Raw genomic sequence first — 19,959 nt, forward strand, 5'->3', positions numbered from 1 at the left:
CGCTGAAAATGCCGGCCTTTGAATGGGTTCATGTGCAGCTCCATCAGCAAAAGGGGATGATAAGTTTATCACCACCGACTATTTGCAACAGTGCCACGCAAAGACGTAATGAGCAGTGTATCCCCTGCCACAATACCCTCTTCAGGGATGCTGTCAGTGGACGTCCAGTACTGACCCGCCAGCAAAGAATGAAATCGCTCTAAACGGTCAATGCTATTTTTGCTGACCAGGTCACCCATATACTTTTCCTTCCAGATTCGTGTGTTAGGTGAATCATACCAGATTGCCCTTGCCGTCTAATAACGCAGAAAACTGTGAATCCAAAATTCCTTAAATTCAAACCTGTCCAATATAAAAGATGGCTCTTTTTCTTATCCAGTGTTAAGCGATAATGCTCAATTTTATTTCATTATTGTCAGAATCAAAATAATCTGAAAATAAAAAAGGCTTCAGAATTGAAGCCTCTATATTATACAACGTGAATGTATTTTATTTATCTTTCACCGGGTTCATTTCCCAGTATCTTTCACGTACGTTTTCTTGGCAATGGTCCGCTCGCTCCGGCGTGTCCCTTTTACGAGTAGCAAATGCTTCAATTACGGCATTCAAGTCTTTTTCTTTGATTTTAGATCCAACAGGCAAGTTTTCTTCAAACTCAGTCCTTACCAGTTCTTTCGTTTTTTTATAATCGGTTTCACTTTGGATTTCAGGTTTTAAACAAATATCGGCAACCATCACATCTGATTTGCCCGGGATCGGTTTTTTCCCGTTTTCAGATGCAAGGACCGCAGAGGAGGTAAAGGCGACAGACAGAGTTGCACATAACAGAAGGTATTTTAATTTCATGACTCACTCCATGATTATCAATGATGGTTGCTCAGACACATCATTTATACCATGCCTGTCACCGAATACGAGATCCCCATATTTTGGCTTTAAATATTATCCAATAGGGTTTCATACACCTGGCTTCTGAAAGCAAGGTTCAAGGAGCTTCAGGGGGAAATCAGATTGTTGTCGACCCAGTACTTGTGCAAACCTACCACCCAATTCCTGGAAATGGACGAAAGTTCATGCGCCAGTTCACGACAGCATTCAGGCGTAAAAATACGTATGGGTCCTGAAGTACCGATATCAACAGACATGATAAACTCCAGAATGTTGCCATGGCATAGGTTGTTTCTCAGCCTGACAATTTCTGCTTCAGGTGTTCTCCCGGCTGCTACCTTAACCAACATATCCTGCTCGGCTGGAAATGAAAGTAATTCTACCGGCACCCCTTCCTGCTTGGCCTTTCTCAGTAAGGCATTACTCATTACGGAGATACCCTCCAAGTCCACCAGCTCAGGAGCTGCATGCTGATCGTTAACTGTTGGTTTCAGCATCAGCGACTTCAACGTAACCATGAGTGATGTTTCAATCCCGTTCAGGAAGCTCGTACAGGCCGGTATCCATAGTTCGTGATGCAACGCCTCGGTTGCTTGTTTAAAGAACCAGTCAATCACGGGGACAGTGTGATAATCATAATAGTGATTTATCTCGCTGAATCTTGACATATAAGCATCGTACTCAGCCTGGTCTTCAGGAGATAAAAAATTTGGTGGGAGGGGCATCAGAATCCTTTCATCCTAGCTTGTATACCTTCTTCGTAGGCCAGCTCGCCATTATCGGTAAAAGATGGTTTTTGGTGTTTGTGACAAAGCTTAATTTTTCGTCAGGCTCGATAGCGTTACCGGAGAGATTTGATCTTTTCTCTGTAACTCGCAATACTGTTTATACATACAGTATGAGAATTCGAGTGTAGCTATGTCTGTTATCCTTGAGCACATTAGCAACAAGCCTTACGAAATGGCACCTTTTTTCAGTGATTTACTGAGCTGTGGAGTGATGAGTCCGTGCGCCGGGCATGAAGATAATGAATTAAATTTGCATGAATATGTAGTCCGTAACCGCCCCTCAACCTTCTTTGTCAGGGCGGCGGGCCTCAGTATGATCAATGCCGGTATCAATGATGGCGCTATTCTGGTTGTGGATCGGTCTTTAACGGCACGACACGGCTCTATCGTCGTTGCGCTGGTGGATGGAGAGTTCACGGTAAAGATCTTACACACGTATCCTGAGCTGCTTTTGATGCCTTCTAATCCAGCCTATAAGCCGATACGTGTAAATCCCGAATCCCTTGAGATATGGGGCGTCGTCACCTTTGCACTGAATCAGTTTAGCCATGTACATGCACGTTGATATTAACGGGGCCTATGCGGCATTTGAGTGTGCGATGGATCCCAAGCTGGCAAAAAAGCCGCTCATCATAGCCAGCAATAACGATTCGTCCGTCATTGCAATGAATAAACTGGCTAAAAGCGTTGGTATTAAGCGTGGGACCCCAATTTTTAAGTGCAGGGATTTGATTCAGCAACACCAGATCGAAGTCCGGAGCTCTAACTTTACTTTGTATGAAGACTACTCAAATCGCTTCCATGAAACGCTGGAAAGCTTCGCGCCTCAATCGAGTCGATATAGCATAGATGAAAATTTCATGTTATTGAAAAACATGAACAAGATAATAGATTATGAAGATTACGGCCGGTTGATCAGAAGTACACTTCTTCATAATCTGTCCCTTACCTGTGGTGTGGGGTGTTCAAGCACCAAAACCCTGGCTAAATTATGCACCTATGCGAGCAAACGATGGGCAGCTACAGGCGGGGTTGTAGTTTTGACTGATCAGGCCAGGATCAGGAAGCTCCTGGGCCTTATCAGTACCAGAGAAATATGGGGTATTGGTCAAAAGATCAGTGAACGCCTGTCGGCTTTCGGGATCATCACTGCCGGTGATTTTTATAATAGCGACGTTCGCTTTTTACGTAAAAGCTTTGGCGTTGAAATCGAGCGTACCTGGCGGGAACTGCATGGCGAACCATGTTTCCGGCTGCATGAATCCCCTCCTGTCCGGCAACAGATTATCGTTTCCAGAAGTTTTGGTCAGCGCCTTAATGAGATAGGCAAGCTACATGAGGCAGTTTCATTTTTTACCGCCCGGGCGGCAGAGCAGCTGCGCAAGGATGGCTCGTGGACCCGTCAAATCACAGTCTTCATTCAGAGCAGCAATTATGCGCAAGGTGAAAACCGCTACAGCAATTGTGGTATCGAGCCGCTTACCGCTACACAGGACACCCGCGATCTGGTTGATGCAGCCATGACCATCCTGAACCGCATTTACAAACCCGGGATAGCGTATGCGAAAGCTGGGGTAATGCTCTCCGCTATGACTGACGGCACAGAGCAACTCAGCCTGTTTGATGAGCGCCCGGCCAGGCCTGGCAGTCAGGCACTGATGAAAGTTATGGACCGGTTCAATAAAGAAAAGCGCGGAGCTCTGTTTTTGCTGGGGGAAGGCATTCAACAGGATTTTCGTATGAAACAGGCCATGCTATCACCGAGATATACGACCCGCTGGGATGAATTACTCGTTGTAAAAGCGTAGCGGCCATGACCGGCATGGCCGTACTCATCAAAAGTGAAAGTAACTTTAGGCCCCGCGAGCTTTTTCGATTGCGCCCTGCAAAGTTGCTGCGTCCATAGCCCCGGGGATAAATGTGGTAGTCGCCGCATTCGGCTTTTTCATATTCATAATGATGAAGCCGGGTGTGCCGGTGATCCCAAGCGCTTCGCCCAGCTGCATGTTGCCGGAGATCACGTTTTCATATCGGTTTTTTTCCCTGTCAGAAAACGTGCTGTTAAACCCTGACTTATCCACCACAGTATTAAAGTCGCTGAGTTCGAATTTGCGTTGAGAGGTCATGAAGGTATGAGCCACAGCCATCAGGTTGTTGTGGTATTTACGATAGGCTTCAGCACCGAAATTCTGATAGACGTGCAGACCCGTAGCGGCCCCCATGGCAGATACAGGTTTTGAACCGGCAAAAATCGGGAATTCTTTAAAGAAGAATTTTACATCTTTGCTCTGATTCATTACCGATTCAACAACAGGTGTAACCCGCATGCAGTAAATACACTGATAGTCGAAGAACTCGATTACCGCGACGTCGGCGTCATCCGGGCCGATGTTTGGCGTCTCCTTGGTATCCAGCAGAGCTGGCGCATATGGAATTATTCGTTCCACTGAGGCACTTACGTTCTGATTTTCCAGCGCCTTACCTGCTTCCACTAAATAATGGGGATTTTTTACCAGGTAAGTAGCGGCAATTTTGCCAATTTCTTCCTCACTGAGCACCTTCGGTTTAAAATAAGTTGCCGCGATTAACGCCGAGGCAGCGGTAGCAATTACCGCAGAAATTAAAATCGTGGCCATCGGTTTTAAATAAAATTCTTTAGACATAGCTACCTTTATGCTTTTCAGCCTGTTAGTTATTAACCTGCGATGGATTATACTGGCCCGGTAAATCGGAATTATTCGTGAAACAATGCTTTTTGGAGATTAAAGGATGATTAGGCAGGGCTTTATACTCACAACCGCAATGCTTTTGAGTGGTTGTGGATATCATTTCGCAAACCAGGTAGATGCGTACGATCTAATGCCTCGTCCTGTTACAAATAAAAGGTTTCAGATAGTCCCTCCGGACGAAAGTATTCAGTCCAGAATGTTTTCAGGCCGTTTTGCTGATGGATTAGCAAAAAAAGGAGTCATTATTTCCACTCACCAGCCAGATTATGTGCTCAGGTTCCGAATGAGCAGCTCACAGGAGAACATGCAGTATAGCGAGCAGCTTCTTACTGGGGTGACAGGCTACGTTGTAGATAAAAAGACAACGAGAACTGACAAGCATGGCGAATCGCATACTGACTATGACTACAGGCCGGTCGATGGGGTAATAGGCACTGAGACGATGTCGCAGATGCACTATATGCGACAGCTGGATGTCGAGGTATACCCGTCAGCGAAAGGAGCAAAGCAGGTTCTGAAAGTGAGTATGCAAAGCAATGCACCTGTGCCGTCAGACAGCATTGCTTATTCAGCAATGATCGACGCCTTTACTGATAAATTTGATGCGCCGCTGCGTTCCGGAAATTATGTTGCAGTGATCCCCTGGAACTGAAAGCAGACGGCGGGAAGAGAATGTTCAAAAGTGACTTTTGGACACGCACATAAACGTGGCTATCGCCCTCCCCCATTAAAATCATAAAGTCGGTAAAGATCGCCCATCGTGATGGAATTGGGCTTATTAATGATTAGATACTGTAACTGTTCTTTATGTTGAGTACTGGCGGCTGCATTCATAAGCACTTCCAGGTAGAACTTGTAGCCTATGCTTCGCTCTGAATACATATACTGGAACTGCATCAGTAAAATGCCTGACATAACATACAACAGCAGCAGACTGAGTAACACAGTGCTATCAGGCTGTTCCAGTGCCATACTGACATACCCTGAACCCAGAATGCACAGAAGCCAACCCGTCATTAGAGCAGGCACCCTACGACTCAGACGTTCATAACAACGTTTTATTACGGGATCCCGGAGATACTTTTTGTCAGGTATCCCCGTTGCCCTGATGACGAAGTTACTGAGTATCGACATCTTTTTTCCTTCTGGACGCTCTCAGTCAATAAATCAGGCCAGGCGCTCATTGAAAGCTACCACGAGCTGCGAATCGGGATTTTTTACCAGTTCGGGCCGGATAACTTTTAGTTGCCTCGTTGGGGCGAGCTCATCTGTAGGCCTGATGGTGGTATTACCCGGCCCCTTGCGGGTACTGTCGGTGTTTACCTTGAGCTTTTTATTTCCCAGGTAGCTTTCCATCTTTTTAGAGATGGTGTCACCTGTGGTCGCAACACCAGAGAGTTCCTTTAGTTGTTCACCTTGATCCATTTGTACCGATGACATCAGAAATACGATTCCTGGATCGTTTTCCGTTCCACAGGCTCCGTACTGACATTGTGCAGCGAAAACGGGCTGTACACCTACAGCAACCAGCATTAACGTACTCAGTAAAGTAGATTTCATACACACCTCTTACAGTCGGAAAAGTTACTTTTGCGCAGCGCCCATTTGGGTCACCAGGTTTTCCGGGCTCAGCCACCCCGTAAATAACTGCGGTTTGCCGCTTAGTGTCACCATGGTAGGAGTACCTTGCAGCGGGATTGTTGAGGCCACCTGGAAATGCGATTTGATAATGTTTAAGCAAGCCTCATCAGGACGTCCTTCCGGGATAGTTGAAACCGGATTCATCGCTGCATCCAGAGCTTCGTTTGGCTTTGCTGAACACCAGATTTTGGCCATGTTCCCGGCTACTACCGAGTTCAGTCCTGCACGTGGGAATGCAAGAAACTTAATCGAAATACCGGCATCAAGATAAGACTTCAGATCATGATGCAGTTTTTGGCAGTATCCACAGGTTATATCGGTAAAGATAGCAAGCCGGTATTTTTCGTTTGGTGATTTGTAGTCGATGGATTTTGTTTTGGATGCGAATTCCCGGACGCCCATTAAAATGGCCTGCTCAGTGGTGTTTACCACATCTTTACCTTTCACGTGGAATAAGCTTCCGGTAAAAATGTAATCTCCGTCTTTGCTCACGTAACTTACCCCCTCCCTGGAAATCACCGTAAAAATATCTTTTACTGGCGAGGGTTCGACGTGCTCGATTGAAAGCCCAATGGCTTTGAGCTTATCCCGGGCTGCATCTGGCAGTACCATTGTATTAACCGGCTCGGCATTCATCGTGAAGGCGGTACTTAATGAAAGAAGTAATACCGATGCCTTAATAATTTTTTTCATTTATGCTCCTTGAATCGAGCACTAATATTATCACGCCCAAAAATTCCAGAATTTTGCTTAAACGCTTAAATCAACGGGTAAAGCCGAAAGAAAGTCGATAGATATATGGGAGAATAGATAAAACGTAGATTCAGTGGAGAAATCGTTGTGTTTACACCACCAGCAGATGATGTGAAACCTATTCCCGTTCCTGATGAGATTTACACTCAGTGCATTACGGATGCCGCCCGCTTCTTCGGAATTGATGCCGAACTGGTTTTTACGTTGTTTGACAATGAAGGCGGTAAGGTTGGTACTTTCAGCAGGAATACTAACGGCACTTATGATATTGGCCCGATGCAGATCAACTCATCCAATCTGCCTGAAATAAAAAAGCATTTCCCGACTGTAACGTGGCGGGTTCTGGCTTACGATGCTTGCGCTAGTTTCTGGGTTGGAACATGGTGGCTCTACAGAAAAATTGTTGATCGCAAGGGCAATGTGTTTGAAGGGATTGCAGATTACAACAGCAAAACCCCAAAGGTACGTGCAAAGTACATATTTAACTTCATGGTAAAGTACAATCGCCGGATCCAGCAGCGTAACGGGATGGGTGAGCTTTATCAATGGACCCAACAACCTCCTCGATACAATGGCCATATAGCTAAAAATGTCCCGGAGCAAAACCCGACTCCTGTTGTTAAATAAATTCAACCTGATATTACAGAAGATCATCGAGTAGCTTGGGTACCCCCCCGCAAAAAATTCGCATAGACTCAGGGGTAATAAATTGTCTTTTTCTGCAAGAAATATATTTAAGATTCTCTCTTCTTTCTTGATGCAGAAAAGCCCTCTTCATGAAGAAGTATGTGTTCCTGAAGAAACAACAGCTGGTTTATGGGGCCCTCTCCCTGATTCGCATGTCGTGCTTTTCTTAGATTTCGATGGGGTTTGTCACAGGTGCAAAAATGAAACCTTTGAGCGAATGCCATTGGTGGAAAAATTACTGGATAAATGCCCTTCCATGGTGATTGTCATCTCCAGTTCGTGGCGTGAATGTGCCAGTATAACTTACCTGAAATCTCTTTTCCGGCTACCTTATAGAGACAAAGTCATAGGTGCTACCGATTCGGTATATTTAAAACCTAATCAGTCAGGTGTGCGGGCTGCTGAGTGTGAGGACTTTGTATTTTCACATCGAGTTAAAGCATTTATCTGCCTTGATGACGACGAATCATTATTCCCGGTCGGTTATCCACATTTGCAAAAAACCAATTATTACACCGGCCTCACCGAATCTGATCTTGCAGCTCTTAACACCAGGTATCATCTGCTTATGAAACGTTGGGCTTCCTGAATTAAAGTAACTTTTACGGAGAGCATGCCCGCATTATCAGTTCTATGCTTCTCCATTTCTGCCCCGGGTCAAAGCATTGCACAGTTGGAAGAAAACATGCCGGTCTCTTAAGCTTGCTGCTCAGTTTGGTTCCGGTGCTGAAAAACCTGCCAACGGTGCTTTAGGAATTCAGTATTGATGGGTTTACGCAGCGGCTTAATAAACTCTCCTTGATATGCCGCTAAATCATGATCTACCGCCAAAGCTTCAGCGAGAATGTTAACCTCCAACGTCACCGGATGAATGGCAATCATGTTTGCGTCGAAAAGATCGTGTATATCATGGCGTAAGAGCAACCCATTTGTATAATGGTCTACTCCTCCGTTACGATGCTCCATCAGATGAGCAGCCTCAGTGCGCTGGCGCAGTCTAGAGCCTGTAATCACACATTGGTCATAACAGTTGTTGCGGACGGCTTCTGCAAATGAGGCCTGATCTGGTCGTGTCTCGACAGTTGTCTTACTACCCTTACGCTTACCCGGTACAGTAGTTTCATCAGGAATATTCGGCTGAAGCTCCTTTTCTTCTATACCATCAGTCTTCATAGCGACCATAATCGCGGCCGGTGGAGATTTAGGCTGATCTTCCTGCGATCTTTCGCGGCCACCAACTGGATACCCTAGAAAACCCTCAATGATCTCTAGTGGAGGTAATGTAGCGTTTGAACGTGCATAAATAGCGAACTCTGCGGCACGTCCGCCGGGAATATATCTACGTACCAGTATTGGAAGAGAGGCTTCTTCATCTGGTTCCTCTTTTTCCGACAGGATTATTCGTTCGGTGAGACGGGCTGAATTTTTTTTCATTTCACTCAACAGTCTATTGCGTTCTTTTACCTTTCGGTCATTATCCTCCAACATCTTACGATGACTAACCTTAGCCAGATGGTCTTCCAGTTCCTGTATATATTCGGGATCGATAGTATCAATTAGACCGAACGCCATCAACCGCTCCCCCCTTGTTTTACAAGATTCTAGCCGAACGCGAATGTACTCCTTACGCTTGGCCATCAAATGTTCTTTTTGTTTTTTTTCTCGAATTACACGGAGCTGAGTATTGTAATTAGAATAAACGGTTTCGCTATTCTGCTCTGTCTCTAGAGCAAATTTTTGTAGGTGTTCACGTAGTTTTTTACGGGTATTTTTGGGGGCATGCATTACGGTACGCTCAATGTATGAGCCTGTGCAGCGTAAAGAAAGTACAGTTTCAGCATGGGAATAACCAGCATTGAGACGATAGCGGGCAATTTTAAGCAAATTATTAAAGTGTGCACCATTACATATACCTAGTTCTTCCAAGACACGACGTTCTCTATCATTAATAGATGGATGGTTAATATCTTTTACTTTGTTTGCCATGTCCTGTGTCTCAGTGCCTATTCAGCCGGAACATCTACTACATAAAGAACGAGATTGTACAGAAATCAGCTAAGTTTATGAATAAAAAAGGCCGCAAATTTATACTTTGCGGCCTTCACTGTTTAACACCATATTTTAGTAAATACGTTTAATTTTCATTAGGTTATATTTGAAACTCACCTACCTTTTATTTTCATTAAGCCACTGATCCGCTTTATCGACACGTGACTGGTAAGGCTCATTTGTGTTGCTCAGCTCTGACTTCATGTACTGAATGAATTCATCTGCTTTCTGAGGCCCAAAGCGTGGGTCATCCGTCAATTGCTGCCGGATAGCCCTTTCAGAGTTCTGCGCTGCATTCGCATAAGTCGAAACGCCGTCGCTGCTAATACTCTGATACCGGTCACTTACAGCTGCGACGCCATCAGACATCTGCATGTGATTAAGGACTTTACCCTGGAGAGAATCAGGCATATTTGCAGGGTTAGAGGCATCATTTGCTATCGATGTCTGGGTTTGAAGGATGCCCGCTCCCGTAAGCATCTCATTTACCGGTTTCGCCCCAACGCTGGTTAGCGTATCCGAAACAAATTGCTGGCCCCCGAGTAGCGCACCAGAAATCGCGCCCCGCTCAGTGTTGGCCTCTATCTTTTCCCCAACCAAGCGATCTGTGACGGTCTGAGTGCGGTTACCAACGAGACCACCGCCCGACCCACCCTCTCCTAGGTTTGCCCGTACGACTGACTCAAGTGAACCATCAGCTCTGTTATGAGTGTTGAAACTGCTATGGATGCTCTGAACGTCATTCATACTCCAGTTAACGTTATAGTTACCCAGTTCATTAAGGATCTTCTGGGTATCCGCTTTGAGCTGCTCTCTTTCGGCACCGGTAGCCATGGTGCTGGCACCATAGGTAAAGACAGCTTGCTGTGCCAATTCAGCTCGCTTATCGTCCCGGCTTAAGTTCGGGTTGTTGGCAACACGACTAAAGTAGTTATCAGTGTTATTAGATAAGCCACGAACTTGACCGCTCTGATACATACTGTTCAAAGCAGTGGCTCGTTGATCCATTCCATCACCAACCACCCGACCTCCGGTAGCCTTTTCCAGATCGTTAAATGTGCCTTCTGCATTTCTGACATCCTGACCTGAATTGACGACTTTCTCTACACCCTGATTATTCAGTACAGGGCCATTCGTTTTGAGAGAATTGAGCACATTCCTTTCTTCATCAGAATAAGTGCGGCCCACGTTGTTGTTATGTATTCCCTGAATATCGCCTTTGCCCGCGTTATCAAGGTTATACGGAGTAAAGCCAGCTTCACTTTTTCCAGGGACACGCTGAGTCGCGTCCTGAGCGTTGGAGGAAAGACCGAGTTTAGCCTGCGAATCAACACTTCCACCCAGTTCCCCTACGCGTGACGCACTCATCACGCCAGACGTATTTACGCTGTCAGGAGTTCTATCCTGTGCCTGAGTGATAGTATTAATTCCTGACCCTTCGCCTGAAATTCTGTCGAGCTGATTGGTGATAGGTAGCAGCTGCTGTGCATTACCACCGAAGTCGGAAACCAGACTTTTAAGCAGGCTGGAGGTTTCACGGAGATCCTGTTTATTACTTTCGGCCGTCTCTCCCCGGGCGGTATCAATCGCAATTTTTTGCTCACTGAAATCTCGTGTTGCAGCCACAAGCGCGTCAGTACGTTGAAGCTGCGAACCAAGCTGATTACTGGCCTTGAAGGTATCGTTATAGGAGTTGAATTTCTCCATAAACGCATTCTCATCCAGCCCATTCTTACGAGCAAAATTCCTTACATCATCATCACTGAAGTTTTTGTTGCGAATAGAATCGGAGAACCTGTCCAGGTTAATGCTTTGTTTAGAATCAAGGCTCATTCCACTATTGGAGCTGGCGTTAGTCGATACCGATGTAGAAATGTTTTGCGCCATCGTCTGTGTCGCCTGGTTCATTTTCGACGATGCTTCTTTAAACGCATTAGTATTGGATATCTGATCGCTGCTTACCTGAGACGCCGCTTTACTGAACTGGTCAGTCAAAGCAGAATCCTGGCTAAGCTGATTCGTGATTGCTTTTGAAAGGTCATTTGAAAGCGAGTCACTGCCTGTATTGGTCTTAGATGCGCCGCTACTCAATTGCCCTGCTACAGCTGCTTTCAGCCCGGCTCCGTTGCCAGTTCCAGCACCTCCATTAAGCCCAGCGTTTAGAATAACATTTGAAGCAATGCTGGCCATCTGAGACGCACTCACCCCATGTTTCGTTGCAATACCTTCTGCTACAGAGGCACCAATCTTATCCGAGATCTGCTTCATTGTTTGCAGGTTGGTTGAGAACTGCTGGCTCGACTGTCCTGACCTTCCAATTTCACTCATCTGACTGTAACCAGCCTGGAATGAATTACTTGCCGCACTCATAACTGATGAGGTTACAGCTGATCCTTGCCCCTGGCTGTTAGCGATACTTGAACCAGCATTCCACATTCCAAGACGGAAATTACTTGAATCAACTGCGCCGCCATCGCTGTATCCCTGACCGGTACTGGTCAAGGCGGTTCGTGTCACGTCACCAAATGAAGATTTACCGCTGTTAGGGCCATCCCATACTTTGGGCGTTACATGACCAGTATCCACCGGCGCATCGGGGGTCACTCCCTTAACCGCATTCATCATCGGGTGAATCGACTGTGTCATCAGGAATAATGTGAGTACCGGAATCAGAGCATAAAGCGCGGAAGCAACAGACAGGTATGAACTGTATGTTTCCGCAAGCCCTGGGAGCCCCATCCACGTGACGGCATTATTCTGGCTGTTGAGGGTGCTCCAGGTATCCAGATCGGCCGTCGCGACTTTCTTCACATACGCGTTGACCATTACTGCCGTAAGCGGCCACATATTCACGAAGAGAATAAGTTGCAAATATTTCGCCGCAGCGGCAACACCATTACCACCTAACGCCAGCAGCATAAGCAAAGCAAATGGAGCAACCATGTAAGCAAACATCTCAAGGAATGCGATTGCTGCTCCAGACAGTTGTAACCACAACTGGCCCTGTGAAGCCATTGTGTTGGTTCGCTTCAGAGAAGCCTCAAACAACTGCATATCGGAAGCCAGACCGAGTGGGGTCTTATATTTGCTTGCGCCATTTCTGAGCTCATTCATTATGAACAGGTTCAGGGTGGCGTCATACGAACCAATAGCCTTACCGTACATACCATTTGCTGACGCCATAACATCAGTAAAACTTGCGCCGGTAGGTGCACCATTTGCTTCGTCTGGAGTAAGGATGCCGTTTGTCTGTCCTATAAGGGAAATAGTCTGGCGAGCTTCAGCTGTACTGGTAACCTGTTTCACAGTTGACCAGACCTCATCACACGTACCAGATTTTGAACCGTTAGCGCCAACAATACTGGCAGAGGCATTCTTCAGTGCGCCTTTCATCGCCTGATTAATCCGGTCCATGCTATCTGCCAGATTAGCTGAGAAAATATCGTTAAAAATAGTTTCTTTACCGGCAATATTTGCGCTTGAGTTTTGGGTAGCCTTCAGGCAGTTGTATGCAAGAGACTGAACGGTAGCACATACGTTCATTGGCCCTAGCCCGCTGGCCGGTTCAGGAAATGCAGAACAGTAGCCCTGGCTATCGCCGCCCCATTGCAAAAACTTCACGAATCGGATCATCGGACCGAGGGTGATGTCATCGTCCAGAGTTGTTGCAGACAGGTCCACCGGAGAAAGCGGATCAAACGCAGTTTTATAATCCTTCAGCAAACCCTGGCTTAAGTTAGTGGTGACGGTGGCCATCGCAGCAATAAAAATTGGAATTCCGTCGACGTTTCTGACCTCTCCCGACTTTACAGATTCAATAGTTACATCCACTCGAACCATTGCCATCATGAAAAGGATCAACCCCAAAAACCAGGAGAAAAACGGTAATTCATTTTTGGTCGGAGCCTGAAGCCATAGCCACGTTTTATAGAATAGGCTCACACCTGCTACAACGGCGGCCGTGGTCAGGAACTCTTTTACACCAGTATATTGAGAAAAGATTAGGGCAATACCGGTAAAAGCCGACCAGACAAAATCAATATCACCCAGGGTATATATGTTGTAATCCATGTCAGACCTCAGTTACGTGTGCCACGAATACTTTCAGTGAAAGCCTTCCGTTGCAGGCGACGGTTATCCCAGGTTGAAATGACGTCCGAGCTGGTACCGACCTGGCTGTGCGATAGCTCATAGGCGGCTTTAACCTGTTTTGAGAGATTGTCTGTTAATCGGTTGAGATCATCCCTTTTACCCGACAGCGACTCACTCGGTATGCTCATGGTTGAAATTTTGGCCTCAACCTGGCGCAACATGTTGATTACGAGGCTCGTCGCAGCAATAGTGCTTATGTCCTGAATGTATGCGTACCCTTCCGGTGCTTCGAATGTTTGCAAAGAGTCGATAATGGTCGGGATGCCGATATAGGAGATAATGCGTAATTCATCATCTGAAACACGAACGTCGTTGATGATTTTTTTCTGTACGTTTAAAAGAAGATCAGAAATGGTATCCTTCAATCCCTTAAAACCACCGTCATTAACTTCTGACATGACAAGGCACTGAGCCTTTCGTGGGGATGATGGATCTGGTGCCGGAGAACACTTGAGCATTTTAATTGATCCGCCAGCTGGTGGCCCCATGATGTAATCCGTGACAGTCATGGTAGACGGGCGGACTTCCATTCCCGCTTTTTCGCCTTTGCTATCCCAGTTGATAATGACAGTACCCACGAGAGACATAAGTTGTTCTGCCAATTTATAACCGGATAACTCCGTTACCCCTCCGATGTTCATTGTTCCCTTATCAATATCCATGAACGACATATAGAAGAGGTTACCACTGAATTTTTCAGCGAACTCTTCGGGATCCTTTGCTTTAACCTGAGAAGTGACAGCTTCAGGTGACTTTGTCATCGATGAGCCAAAATCAGGAATGAGACCATTAATCGATCCCAGAATTGAGGCTGGTCCAGAGCTAACTGAGTTAGCGAACTGGCTTGGCGTACCCACGTTTTCAGAAAGGAAAGAGTAAGTTGCATTGCATGAATCTTTCGCAAATTTATTTAGCGCTTGCAGTTTGTTTTGGATGTCATTAATCGTTGCAGCACAGTCAGCACAAATAGCTGAAACAGCAACGTTAAAAGCATAGATAGCCGCACCCTGGGCAATACCACGGGCCACCTGCACAAGCTGGTCCCCGTTGATCATGCTGAAGGACCCAAGAAAAACGTCAATACCATTACAACCGACAGAAGCTTTTGGAAACGACATGGAAACAAGGTTGGTATTAACGTTTGTTGTTCGGTAAGACATTGACCCGCCAACTATGCCTGTACGGGTTGCTGTGGAAAAGGTGGCCGGGCTGGTAGACGTCATCATGCCATTGAAAATGTTACGCATTGCGTTGTCTGCATTTGCAGTCGGGGCTAAAATTGCAGCACAAACAGAAAGAGACAAAAGTAACTTTTTGAAGTTGAAAACGGCATTACTGCGCATAAGTGCCTCCAAAACTGCCGCCAGCATTGAGATAATTGACCGGATCGGCCGTAGGCATGTCATAGCCTTCGAGTTTTTGGTCCATTATTTTTTGAAGTAAGAATGGGTCTGATTCCATTTCGGATTTATTAACGGTAATAACGCCATCATCACCGATGGTATATTGCCTTTTAATATCTAGAGTTGACTGAAACGAAGCGTCATCGATCAGATTCATGCCCTTCGCGGCAAGTATAATAGTGTTCTTTAATTCATCAGCGGAGATCATGCCTTCACTAATGCGCTGAGCTGATGTCCCATCCTTTGAAACCAGGAAAATTGTAGGTACCTCTCGAATTTTAAATTGATCAATAATTTGTGCATTGGGGATGTTAAAATCCTGAAAAAGGCCATTATGCAATGGCCTTCCATCCATACTGATTGGAAGAATATCTACCGAATAATAGTTCTGCATAAATTGAAGTATTTGGCTCTCTTCGTGGCAAAACTGGCAAGTACTCTGGAAAAAGAAAAATAAACCTGACTTAGTAAAGATATCTTTCATTACCGTTTGCTGATTTTTTTCAACAACAGTGCGGTGAGCATCCAGTGCCACCTTTTCCACTGGTTGCCTGCGTTTTTCAGACATCATCGGGTTTTTAAGAAAATAATCTTTTGATTTGTCAGAAAAACGCGTACTGATATCCAGCATTAACCTTTGCGCCGTGTAATAACGTGATAGATTTTCTGCGGTAGGGTTATCCATTGCCTGCGTTAACAGTCGAGGCATATTCTCTTTTAGCCATTTTGAATTTAAATCTACCTTTTCCTCTTTTGAAGGCGAGCTAGCAGCACCGGTTGGTGGCAAAACCTTTTCTTCTTCAGCTTCGCTTTTTTTAGCAGGATCGTCATACCAGAAGAAACCCTTCTTATAAGCCTGGCCTGATACAAAGGGCGTATCTTTTATTAGGGGTTGCTCAGGGCTGGCGTGGGCACCAGTAATTACCAAAGACATAAGCAAAACCATCTTTGAAGGCGCTAATGCAATACGAGTCATAGACCGTTCTCCTTTTCTGATGCGGTTATGATGGCATACAAAAAAAAGGTTAGAGCTCGTATAGCATGGTCGTTTTTATGTTGAAAAGGACGGAAAAGGAGTGCTGACTAAGAAGATAGTCTCGGTGATGGAAAGATCATCCATCTTGCACATTGTGAAAAATCCGGTGTAACAAAAACATGGTTTTATCGAATATCTAAAAGCAAATATTGCTTTGAAAACAGGTGTATTAAGAGCTGAAAAAAATCATCACCAGTAACGCTGTTTCTATATTTCAAAGAAGGAATAGCTAAGGATCAAAGAAGCGAACTTAGGCAAGAATATAAAATATATTAATTGAAAGCGATTAAGAAGTCGTCATGCATAGAAGGTTTTAGAGAACCTAAGTAGTTTTACGTTTTCAACAGAAAAAAAGGTGAACATTTTTTGGAACGAAGAAAGACTGTATAAAGAAAAATCAAATTATATCTTTACTTGTCAAGAGTTAATATTTAAGTTGTAACTAATATTTGATTGTAAAGCAAACAACAGAATTTGACTTAAGTCAATATTTAGATTCAGACAAGGCAAGTTTCGCGATATCTTTTTTAAATTTAATCTAATTCTTCTTGAGAATACCTCTCTATGGCTGAAGCAGTTGAAGATAATCTGCAACGTGGACAATAAGCATCATTTGTCACTGGCACAATGTATGGGCGTTTACATTTTTCGCAGGCACCTAGTTCTTCAATTTCTTTCATAGAAGTAAGGATTTCTATTATTTTATTAACTTCCGGTGCGCATACAAAGTATCCCAGATTATGAAGGACACTCATTATTCGGTTGAAGTCAATTTGCCGAAAACTCGCTTCCGGATTTATTGGATCAAAACCAAAATAGTTAACTGCGACATCAATAACAGCAGAAAAAGCTCGGCGGTTATCTGTGCGTTTGCTCCAGCCCCGGATACCTTTTTTGAGTTTTGTTTTTGCACCAGGCTCAAAATCGATATTTTCAGCAACATGATTACCGTACAAAATTCGTATTGTATTTTTATTTGCCCCAAGCGACATAGTCCTTGCTGCTCGCAATAGAGCATTAGCTTTTGTTTGATCGACCTTTGCCATATTAATAATCCTTTAACATAACTTTATTTGTTAAAGTGTTGAACACATCCTGACGGTGACTGGTGAACATAGTGTCATAACGTAATAGTTCCATCAAATCATCACTAACTTTTCCTAACCGGATGTCAGCAGACAATTCATAAGCCCAGGCAAAAACTTTCGTTTTAAGTGAAACACTCTCTTCAATATGCCCTTGTGAGAAAGCAATTGTACGTGGGAAAAGAACGACATCGTTAATTGTTTTTAACGATGAATAACCAATGTCTTTAATAGCATCAGCTGTAGTTGGTTTTAAACCAAAGAAAACACTTACAAACTCTGGTGCGAGCATTGAGATAAAGAACACCTGCATAAAGTAGTCATTCTGTATATCAACACATTTAGAACGCAACTCATGAATCTTCTTGGGATTATAGATATCCACTGTACCATTCAGAAAAGTCACTTTTTCACCGGCATCGTAAATACCATAGTCAATATCATTTGTATCATATTCACGAATTACATTGGAATCACCGTCCAAGACCGCAGAAAAAAACCTCTCCCATGTAATTTCCTTTCCGAGTGTACGCGGAACCAAAAAACTACCTGGACGTGTTTCCACTTCAAAAGCTAAATCAGCGGCTGTACTAAATCCTTTCCCAAATAGGCGACGCTGGAGAAGAGGAGTCCCAGTTTGATATGCAGAAGATCCATGCACAGGCAATAACATTAAAAATGCACGGTAACTACGAATAAGCGAAATCTCAGTGCGGAAAAGTTTACCGAGTAAGCTACGAGTTAAATTATCAGATTCTGACATGTGCTGATTGTCCTTGCGCCATTACAATTGTTCAAATCTTCAACATGGATTTTTTGTTAGGTGTTCGGTAGGGTGAAAAGTAACTTTTAGTATTTTCTTAAGGCTTGAATAAGCCTTAAATCTATCCCTTCAACCACACCGCTTACTTGTAACACTTTTTAACCAAACTGACCAGAATTTTATCAAAATTTCTTCGCATGCTAACGAAATGTGAAGCGATTAAAAAAAAACCTAAATCCAGCCCCTCCCAACGTTGGATTAGAATAACGACGTCTTTCACTGACCGTCATAAACTGACATTTTTACTTTTCATCAACCTCATGCTTACATAGGATCACTAAACAAAGAAAAGTGACCCTATGAATACCTCACATAGGGTCACTTATGTTTGAAAAGTGACCCTATGTAATGTCGTCATAGGGTCACTTTTTATAAAAGTGTCACTATGGACAAAGTTCCATAGGGTCATTTTTTTTGGAAAAGTGGCACTAGATATATGTATAACTTTAATAGAGCAATGCACATTATCAAAAGCAATAATCCACAATGGTCATTCCCTCAAAAGTAACTTTAGAGGGTAGCGATGGAAGTGAGGCTAAACTCGCTGTTACTGTTTCTGAAGGCCCCTCCCGAATGGGGGAAACAGCGAGTGCATTACATCTGTTCAATTCCCTCATCAAAGAGCATTCAAAAATCTTCTGTTCGTGAAAAAAAACGGAAATTTCCTCCGGTATAGTAATTTCACATCAGGAGGCGTCATGAGTAATTCGAATCTTATAAGTTCTATAGAGCTAACACGTAAAAATTTACGTGCTCAGATTGAAGGTTTGCGTGTTGAGGCTGAAGATCTCATTACAAAATACTGGATCAAGTGGAAGGAACGAAACCACCAAGAGATTAACCTTACCCGACATAGCAAAGTTCCAAAGAGGGAGTATCTGGGTTCTTACGCACCAAAAGTTGAGCTAATTGGTAATGCCAGAAAAGTAACGATCACTTGGCATCAGTTCAGCCCTTATAAAACAAGAGCGCCTAGTCACATGTCAAAACGGGTGCAACCAATGAAAAGTGGAAAATATTCTAAGAACTGTTTTGTAAACCATGCCAGCTGGGAATACGAAATGATTTCTGAAACGGAAGCATTGCTGGAGCCTTACAGAGAAATGCTTGAGCTCTATCATTCAGCATATATCGAACTTGGACGAAAAATCCGTCAATACTCAAAAACTAAGGTGGCACAATGACCGACGCAATTATCACGGACAATGAGCGTATTAACATTGAACCAAAAGATGTAATGGTAAAAGGTTCAAATAAAAAGCAAGGCGTAAACGCTCAAACTTCTACTCAACGTAGACCAGAGCACCAGGGTATGGCCAAAGTTATTATTAACCCCGGCACCCCAGATTTTAACCGGTTTTTAACTGCCAGAAATGGAGCAGTCATCAGAGGTTTTGATGATGTGAGTATCGCTATTTCCTCTCTCTTTAAAACGGTTGATGCAGTTAAACATCCTGACCTTGTTCAGGCTATTCAGGATTGGTTCAACGAGCTGCATGAAGAAAACAATAAGATGAAAGAAAATCTTGTTGCTTATATTAAGTCAATTGAGTTCGACAAGAATGACTCATTCATGTCATCAACTCAGTTTGTACCTTTCAGTTTTGAACCAGTACAACTCAACTTCAATAACCACAACACCATGAGGTTTTACAAGTACATCTTCGAGATGAACCAGCTCATGAACACAATGTATGAGTACAACTCATTGGGTTTACTGGCTGTAAGCGACTATCCGGTTATGTCTCACAACATTATAAAGAGTATTAATTTATATGTTGAGAATGTGAAAAAGACTCTGAATGTTTCTCGCCGTAAGGATGGGCCATACAGTCCAGCAGAGTTCATCACCAAAGTAATGCAATATAAAAGTGTGCAGGCATACATTGCAGCCGAACTGTCAGGCAAACGTCGATAAGGTATGA

At 44.2% G+C, this 19,959-nt stretch carries 20 protein-coding genes; 8 read left to right on the forward strand and 12 right to left on the reverse strand.

Translation table 11 applies throughout. The annotated features are described in order from the left end of the window. On the forward strand, nucleotides 1-203 hold a 203-nt coding region (locus tag PGQ95_RS23105), incomplete at its 5' end, for a hypothetical protein (protein ID WP_205715614.1). Between the two features lie 286 nt (nucleotides 204-489). On the opposite strand, the gene PGQ95_RS23110 is transcribed toward PGQ95_RS23105, so the two are convergent. Both PGQ95_RS23110 and PGQ95_RS23115 read right to left on the reverse strand, forming a co-directional pair. Continuing rightward, the gene (locus tag PGQ95_RS23110) at nucleotides 490-846 is read right to left on the reverse strand and encodes a hypothetical protein (RefSeq protein WP_000770127.1); all 357 of its coding nucleotides are present in this window, start codon (nucleotides 844-846) and stop codon (nucleotides 490-492) included. Nucleotides 847-995: 149 nt separating this feature from the next. Next, nucleotides 996-1,613, reverse strand: a complete 618-nt coding sequence (locus PGQ95_RS23115; RefSeq protein WP_001130842.1) for a hypothetical protein — start codon at nucleotides 1,611-1,613, stop codon at nucleotides 996-998. 193 nt (nucleotides 1,614-1,806) lie between these two features. Here PGQ95_RS23115 and umuD point away from each other — a divergent pair, with 193 nt between their 5' ends. Both umuD and umuC read left to right on the forward strand, forming a co-directional pair. Next, on the forward strand, nucleotides 1,807-2,241 hold the full coding sequence (umuD, locus tag PGQ95_RS23120) for a translesion error-prone DNA polymerase V autoproteolytic subunit (protein WP_000111290.1): 435 nt from the start codon (nucleotides 1,807-1,809) through the stop codon (nucleotides 2,239-2,241). Next, entirely contained in the window at nucleotides 2,225-3,484 is a 1,260-nt protein-coding gene (umuC, locus tag PGQ95_RS23125; RefSeq protein WP_042634445.1) for a translesion error-prone DNA polymerase V subunit UmuC, read from the forward strand. The genes umuD and umuC overlap by 17 nt, the downstream gene beginning before the upstream one ends. Before the next feature lie 45 nt (nucleotides 3,485-3,529). On the opposite strand, the gene PGQ95_RS23130 is transcribed toward umuC, so the two are convergent. Next, nucleotides 3,530-4,339 (reverse strand): DsbA family protein, encoded by an 810-nt coding sequence (locus PGQ95_RS23130; protein ID WP_000031377.1) that lies wholly within the window; start codon nucleotides 4,337-4,339, stop codon nucleotides 3,530-3,532. A gap of 370 nt (nucleotides 4,340-4,709) precedes the next feature. Between PGQ95_RS23130 and PGQ95_RS23135 the strand changes: the two genes are divergently transcribed. Continuing rightward, nucleotides 4,710-5,057, forward strand: a complete 348-nt coding sequence (locus PGQ95_RS23135; protein WP_001684081.1) for a hypothetical protein — start codon at nucleotides 4,710-4,712, stop codon at nucleotides 5,055-5,057. Nucleotides 5,058-5,116: 59 nt separating this feature from the next. Here PGQ95_RS23135 and PGQ95_RS23140 read toward each other — a convergent pair whose 3' ends face one another. The 3 genes from PGQ95_RS23140 to PGQ95_RS23150 all read right to left on the reverse strand — a co-directional run bounded on the left by PGQ95_RS23140 (nucleotide 5,117) and on the right by PGQ95_RS23150 (nucleotide 6,739). After that, a complete protein-coding gene (locus tag PGQ95_RS23140; protein WP_001424629.1) occupies nucleotides 5,117-5,377 on the reverse strand; it encodes a hypothetical protein in 261 nt (86 codons plus the stop codon). 195 nt (nucleotides 5,378-5,572) lie between these two features. Further along, entirely contained in the window at nucleotides 5,573-5,965 is a 393-nt protein-coding gene (locus PGQ95_RS23145) for a hypothetical protein (protein WP_000843244.1), read from the reverse strand. A 24-nt stretch (nucleotides 5,966-5,989) separates the two neighbouring features. Next, complete coding sequence (locus tag PGQ95_RS23150) at nucleotides 5,990-6,739, reverse strand: thioredoxin fold domain-containing protein (protein ID WP_000720274.1); 750 nt, start codon at nucleotides 6,737-6,739, stop codon at nucleotides 5,990-5,992. Nucleotides 6,740-6,886: 147 nt separating this feature from the next. On the opposite strand from PGQ95_RS23150, the gene PGQ95_RS23155 reads away from it, so the two are divergent. Beyond that, entirely contained in the window at nucleotides 6,887-7,426 is a 540-nt protein-coding gene (locus PGQ95_RS23155; RefSeq protein WP_000494967.1) for a lytic transglycosylase domain-containing protein, read from the forward strand. Between the two features lie 130 nt (nucleotides 7,427-7,556). After that, nucleotides 7,557-8,075 (forward strand): HAD domain-containing protein, encoded by a 519-nt coding sequence (locus PGQ95_RS23160; RefSeq protein WP_015059500.1) that lies wholly within the window; start codon nucleotides 7,557-7,559, stop codon nucleotides 8,073-8,075. Nucleotides 8,076-8,182: 107 nt separating this feature from the next. On the opposite strand, the gene PGQ95_RS23165 is transcribed toward PGQ95_RS23160, so the two are convergent. The 6 genes from PGQ95_RS23165 to PGQ95_RS23190 all read right to left on the reverse strand — a co-directional run bounded on the left by PGQ95_RS23165 (nucleotide 8,183) and on the right by PGQ95_RS23190 (nucleotide 17,974). After that, nucleotides 8,183-9,472, reverse strand: a complete 1,290-nt coding sequence (locus PGQ95_RS23165) for an HNH endonuclease signature motif containing protein (protein ID WP_001284752.1) — start codon at nucleotides 9,470-9,472, stop codon at nucleotides 8,183-8,185. A 180-nt stretch (nucleotides 9,473-9,652) separates the two neighbouring features. Continuing rightward, nucleotides 9,653-13,606: a conjugal transfer protein TraG N-terminal domain-containing protein gene (locus tag PGQ95_RS23170; protein ID WP_000386159.1), complete on the reverse strand. Its 3,954-nt coding sequence runs from the start codon at nucleotides 13,604-13,606 to the stop codon at nucleotides 9,653-9,655. A gap of 8 nt (nucleotides 13,607-13,614) precedes the next feature. Continuing rightward, a complete protein-coding gene (gene trhH, locus PGQ95_RS23175; RefSeq protein ID WP_001257292.1) occupies nucleotides 13,615-15,030 on the reverse strand; it encodes an IncHI-type conjugal transfer protein TrhH in 1,416 nt (471 codons plus the stop codon). Beyond that, on the reverse strand, nucleotides 15,020-16,066 hold the full coding sequence (locus PGQ95_RS23180; protein WP_000196728.1) for a thioredoxin family protein: 1,047 nt from the start codon (nucleotides 16,064-16,066) through the stop codon (nucleotides 15,020-15,022). The genes trhH and PGQ95_RS23180 overlap by 11 nt, the downstream gene beginning before the upstream one ends. Nucleotides 16,067-16,659: 593 nt before the next feature. Next, on the reverse strand, nucleotides 16,660-17,172 hold the full coding sequence (locus tag PGQ95_RS23185; RefSeq protein WP_001140953.1) for a hypothetical protein: 513 nt from the start codon (nucleotides 17,170-17,172) through the stop codon (nucleotides 16,660-16,662). 1 nt (nucleotide 17,173) lies between these two features. Further along, nucleotides 17,174-17,974: a hypothetical protein gene (locus tag PGQ95_RS23190; protein ID WP_000004209.1), complete on the reverse strand. Its 801-nt coding sequence runs from the start codon at nucleotides 17,972-17,974 to the stop codon at nucleotides 17,174-17,176. 758 nt (nucleotides 17,975-18,732) lie between these two features. On the opposite strand from PGQ95_RS23190, the gene mobI reads away from it, so the two are divergent. Both mobI and PGQ95_RS23200 read left to right on the forward strand, forming a co-directional pair. Further along, nucleotides 18,733-19,218, forward strand: coding sequence for a conjugative transfer protein MobI(A/C) (gene mobI, locus PGQ95_RS23195; protein ID WP_000071885.1), 486 nt, complete (start codon nucleotides 18,733-18,735; stop codon nucleotides 19,216-19,218). Beyond that, the gene (locus tag PGQ95_RS23200; protein WP_000128631.1) at nucleotides 19,215-19,952 is read left to right on the forward strand and encodes a hypothetical protein; all 738 of its coding nucleotides are present in this window, start codon (nucleotides 19,215-19,217) and stop codon (nucleotides 19,950-19,952) included. The genes mobI and PGQ95_RS23200 overlap by 4 nt, the downstream gene beginning before the upstream one ends. Nucleotides 19,953-19,959 lie beyond the last annotated feature (7 nt).

Origin of the sequence: Klebsiella sp. 141240, from assembly GCF_050600805.1 — a bacterium.
Classification (GTDB): domain Bacteria; phylum Pseudomonadota; class Gammaproteobacteria; order Enterobacterales; family Enterobacteriaceae; genus Klebsiella; species Klebsiella aerogenes.

Bases quoted from the DNA above. Each gene is read 5' to 3' on its own strand.
- PGQ95_RS23115 (WP_001130842.1), bottom strand. From the start codon at position 1,613: ATGCCCCTCCCACCAAATTTTTTATCTCCTGAAGACCAGGCTGAGTAC.
- PGQ95_RS23170 (WP_000386159.1), bottom strand. From the start codon at position 13,606: ATGGATTACAACATATATACCCTGGGTGATATTGATTTTGTCTGGTCG.
- trhH (WP_001257292.1), bottom strand. From the start codon at position 15,030: ATGCGCAGTAATGCCGTTTTCAACTTCAAAAAGTTACTTTTGTCTCTT.
- PGQ95_RS23150 (WP_000720274.1), bottom strand. From the start codon at position 6,739: ATGAAAAAAATTATTAAGGCATCGGTATTACTTCTTTCATTAAGTACC.
- PGQ95_RS23185 (WP_001140953.1), bottom strand. From the start codon at position 17,172: ATGGCAAAGGTCGATCAAACAAAAGCTAATGCTCTATTGCGAGCAGCA.
- PGQ95_RS23190 (WP_000004209.1), bottom strand. From the start codon at position 17,974: ATGTCAGAATCTGATAATTTAACTCGTAGCTTACTCGGTAAACTTTTC.
- PGQ95_RS23180 (WP_000196728.1), bottom strand. From the start codon at position 16,066: ATGACTCGTATTGCATTAGCGCCTTCAAAGATGGTTTTGCTTATGTCT.
- PGQ95_RS23165 (WP_001284752.1), bottom strand. From the start codon at position 9,472: ATGGCAAACAAAGTAAAAGATATTAACCATCCATCTATTAATGATAGA.
- PGQ95_RS23140 (WP_001424629.1), bottom strand. From the start codon at position 5,377: ATGGCACTGGAACAGCCTGATAGCACTGTGTTACTCAGTCTGCTGCTG.
- PGQ95_RS23200 (WP_000128631.1), top strand. From the start codon at position 19,215: ATGACCGACGCAATTATCACGGACAATGAGCGTATTAACATTGAACCA.
- PGQ95_RS23160 (WP_015059500.1), top strand. From the start codon at position 7,557: ATGCAGAAAAGCCCTCTTCATGAAGAAGTATGTGTTCCTGAAGAAACA.
- PGQ95_RS23145 (WP_000843244.1), bottom strand. From the start codon at position 5,965: ATGAAATCTACTTTACTGAGTACGTTAATGCTGGTTGCTGTAGGTGTA.
- PGQ95_RS23110 (WP_000770127.1), bottom strand. From the start codon at position 846: ATGAAATTAAAATACCTTCTGTTATGTGCAACTCTGTCTGTCGCCTTT.
- umuD (WP_000111290.1), top strand. From the start codon at position 1,807: ATGTCTGTTATCCTTGAGCACATTAGCAACAAGCCTTACGAAATGGCA.
- umuC (WP_042634445.1), top strand. From the start codon at position 2,225: ATGTACATGCACGTTGATATTAACGGGGCCTATGCGGCATTTGAGTGT.
- PGQ95_RS23135 (WP_001684081.1), top strand. From the start codon at position 4,710: ATGCAGTATAGCGAGCAGCTTCTTACTGGGGTGACAGGCTACGTTGTA.
- mobI (WP_000071885.1), top strand. From the start codon at position 18,733: ATGAGTAATTCGAATCTTATAAGTTCTATAGAGCTAACACGTAAAAAT.
- PGQ95_RS23130 (WP_000031377.1), bottom strand. From the start codon at position 4,339: ATGTCTAAAGAATTTTATTTAAAACCGATGGCCACGATTTTAATTTCT.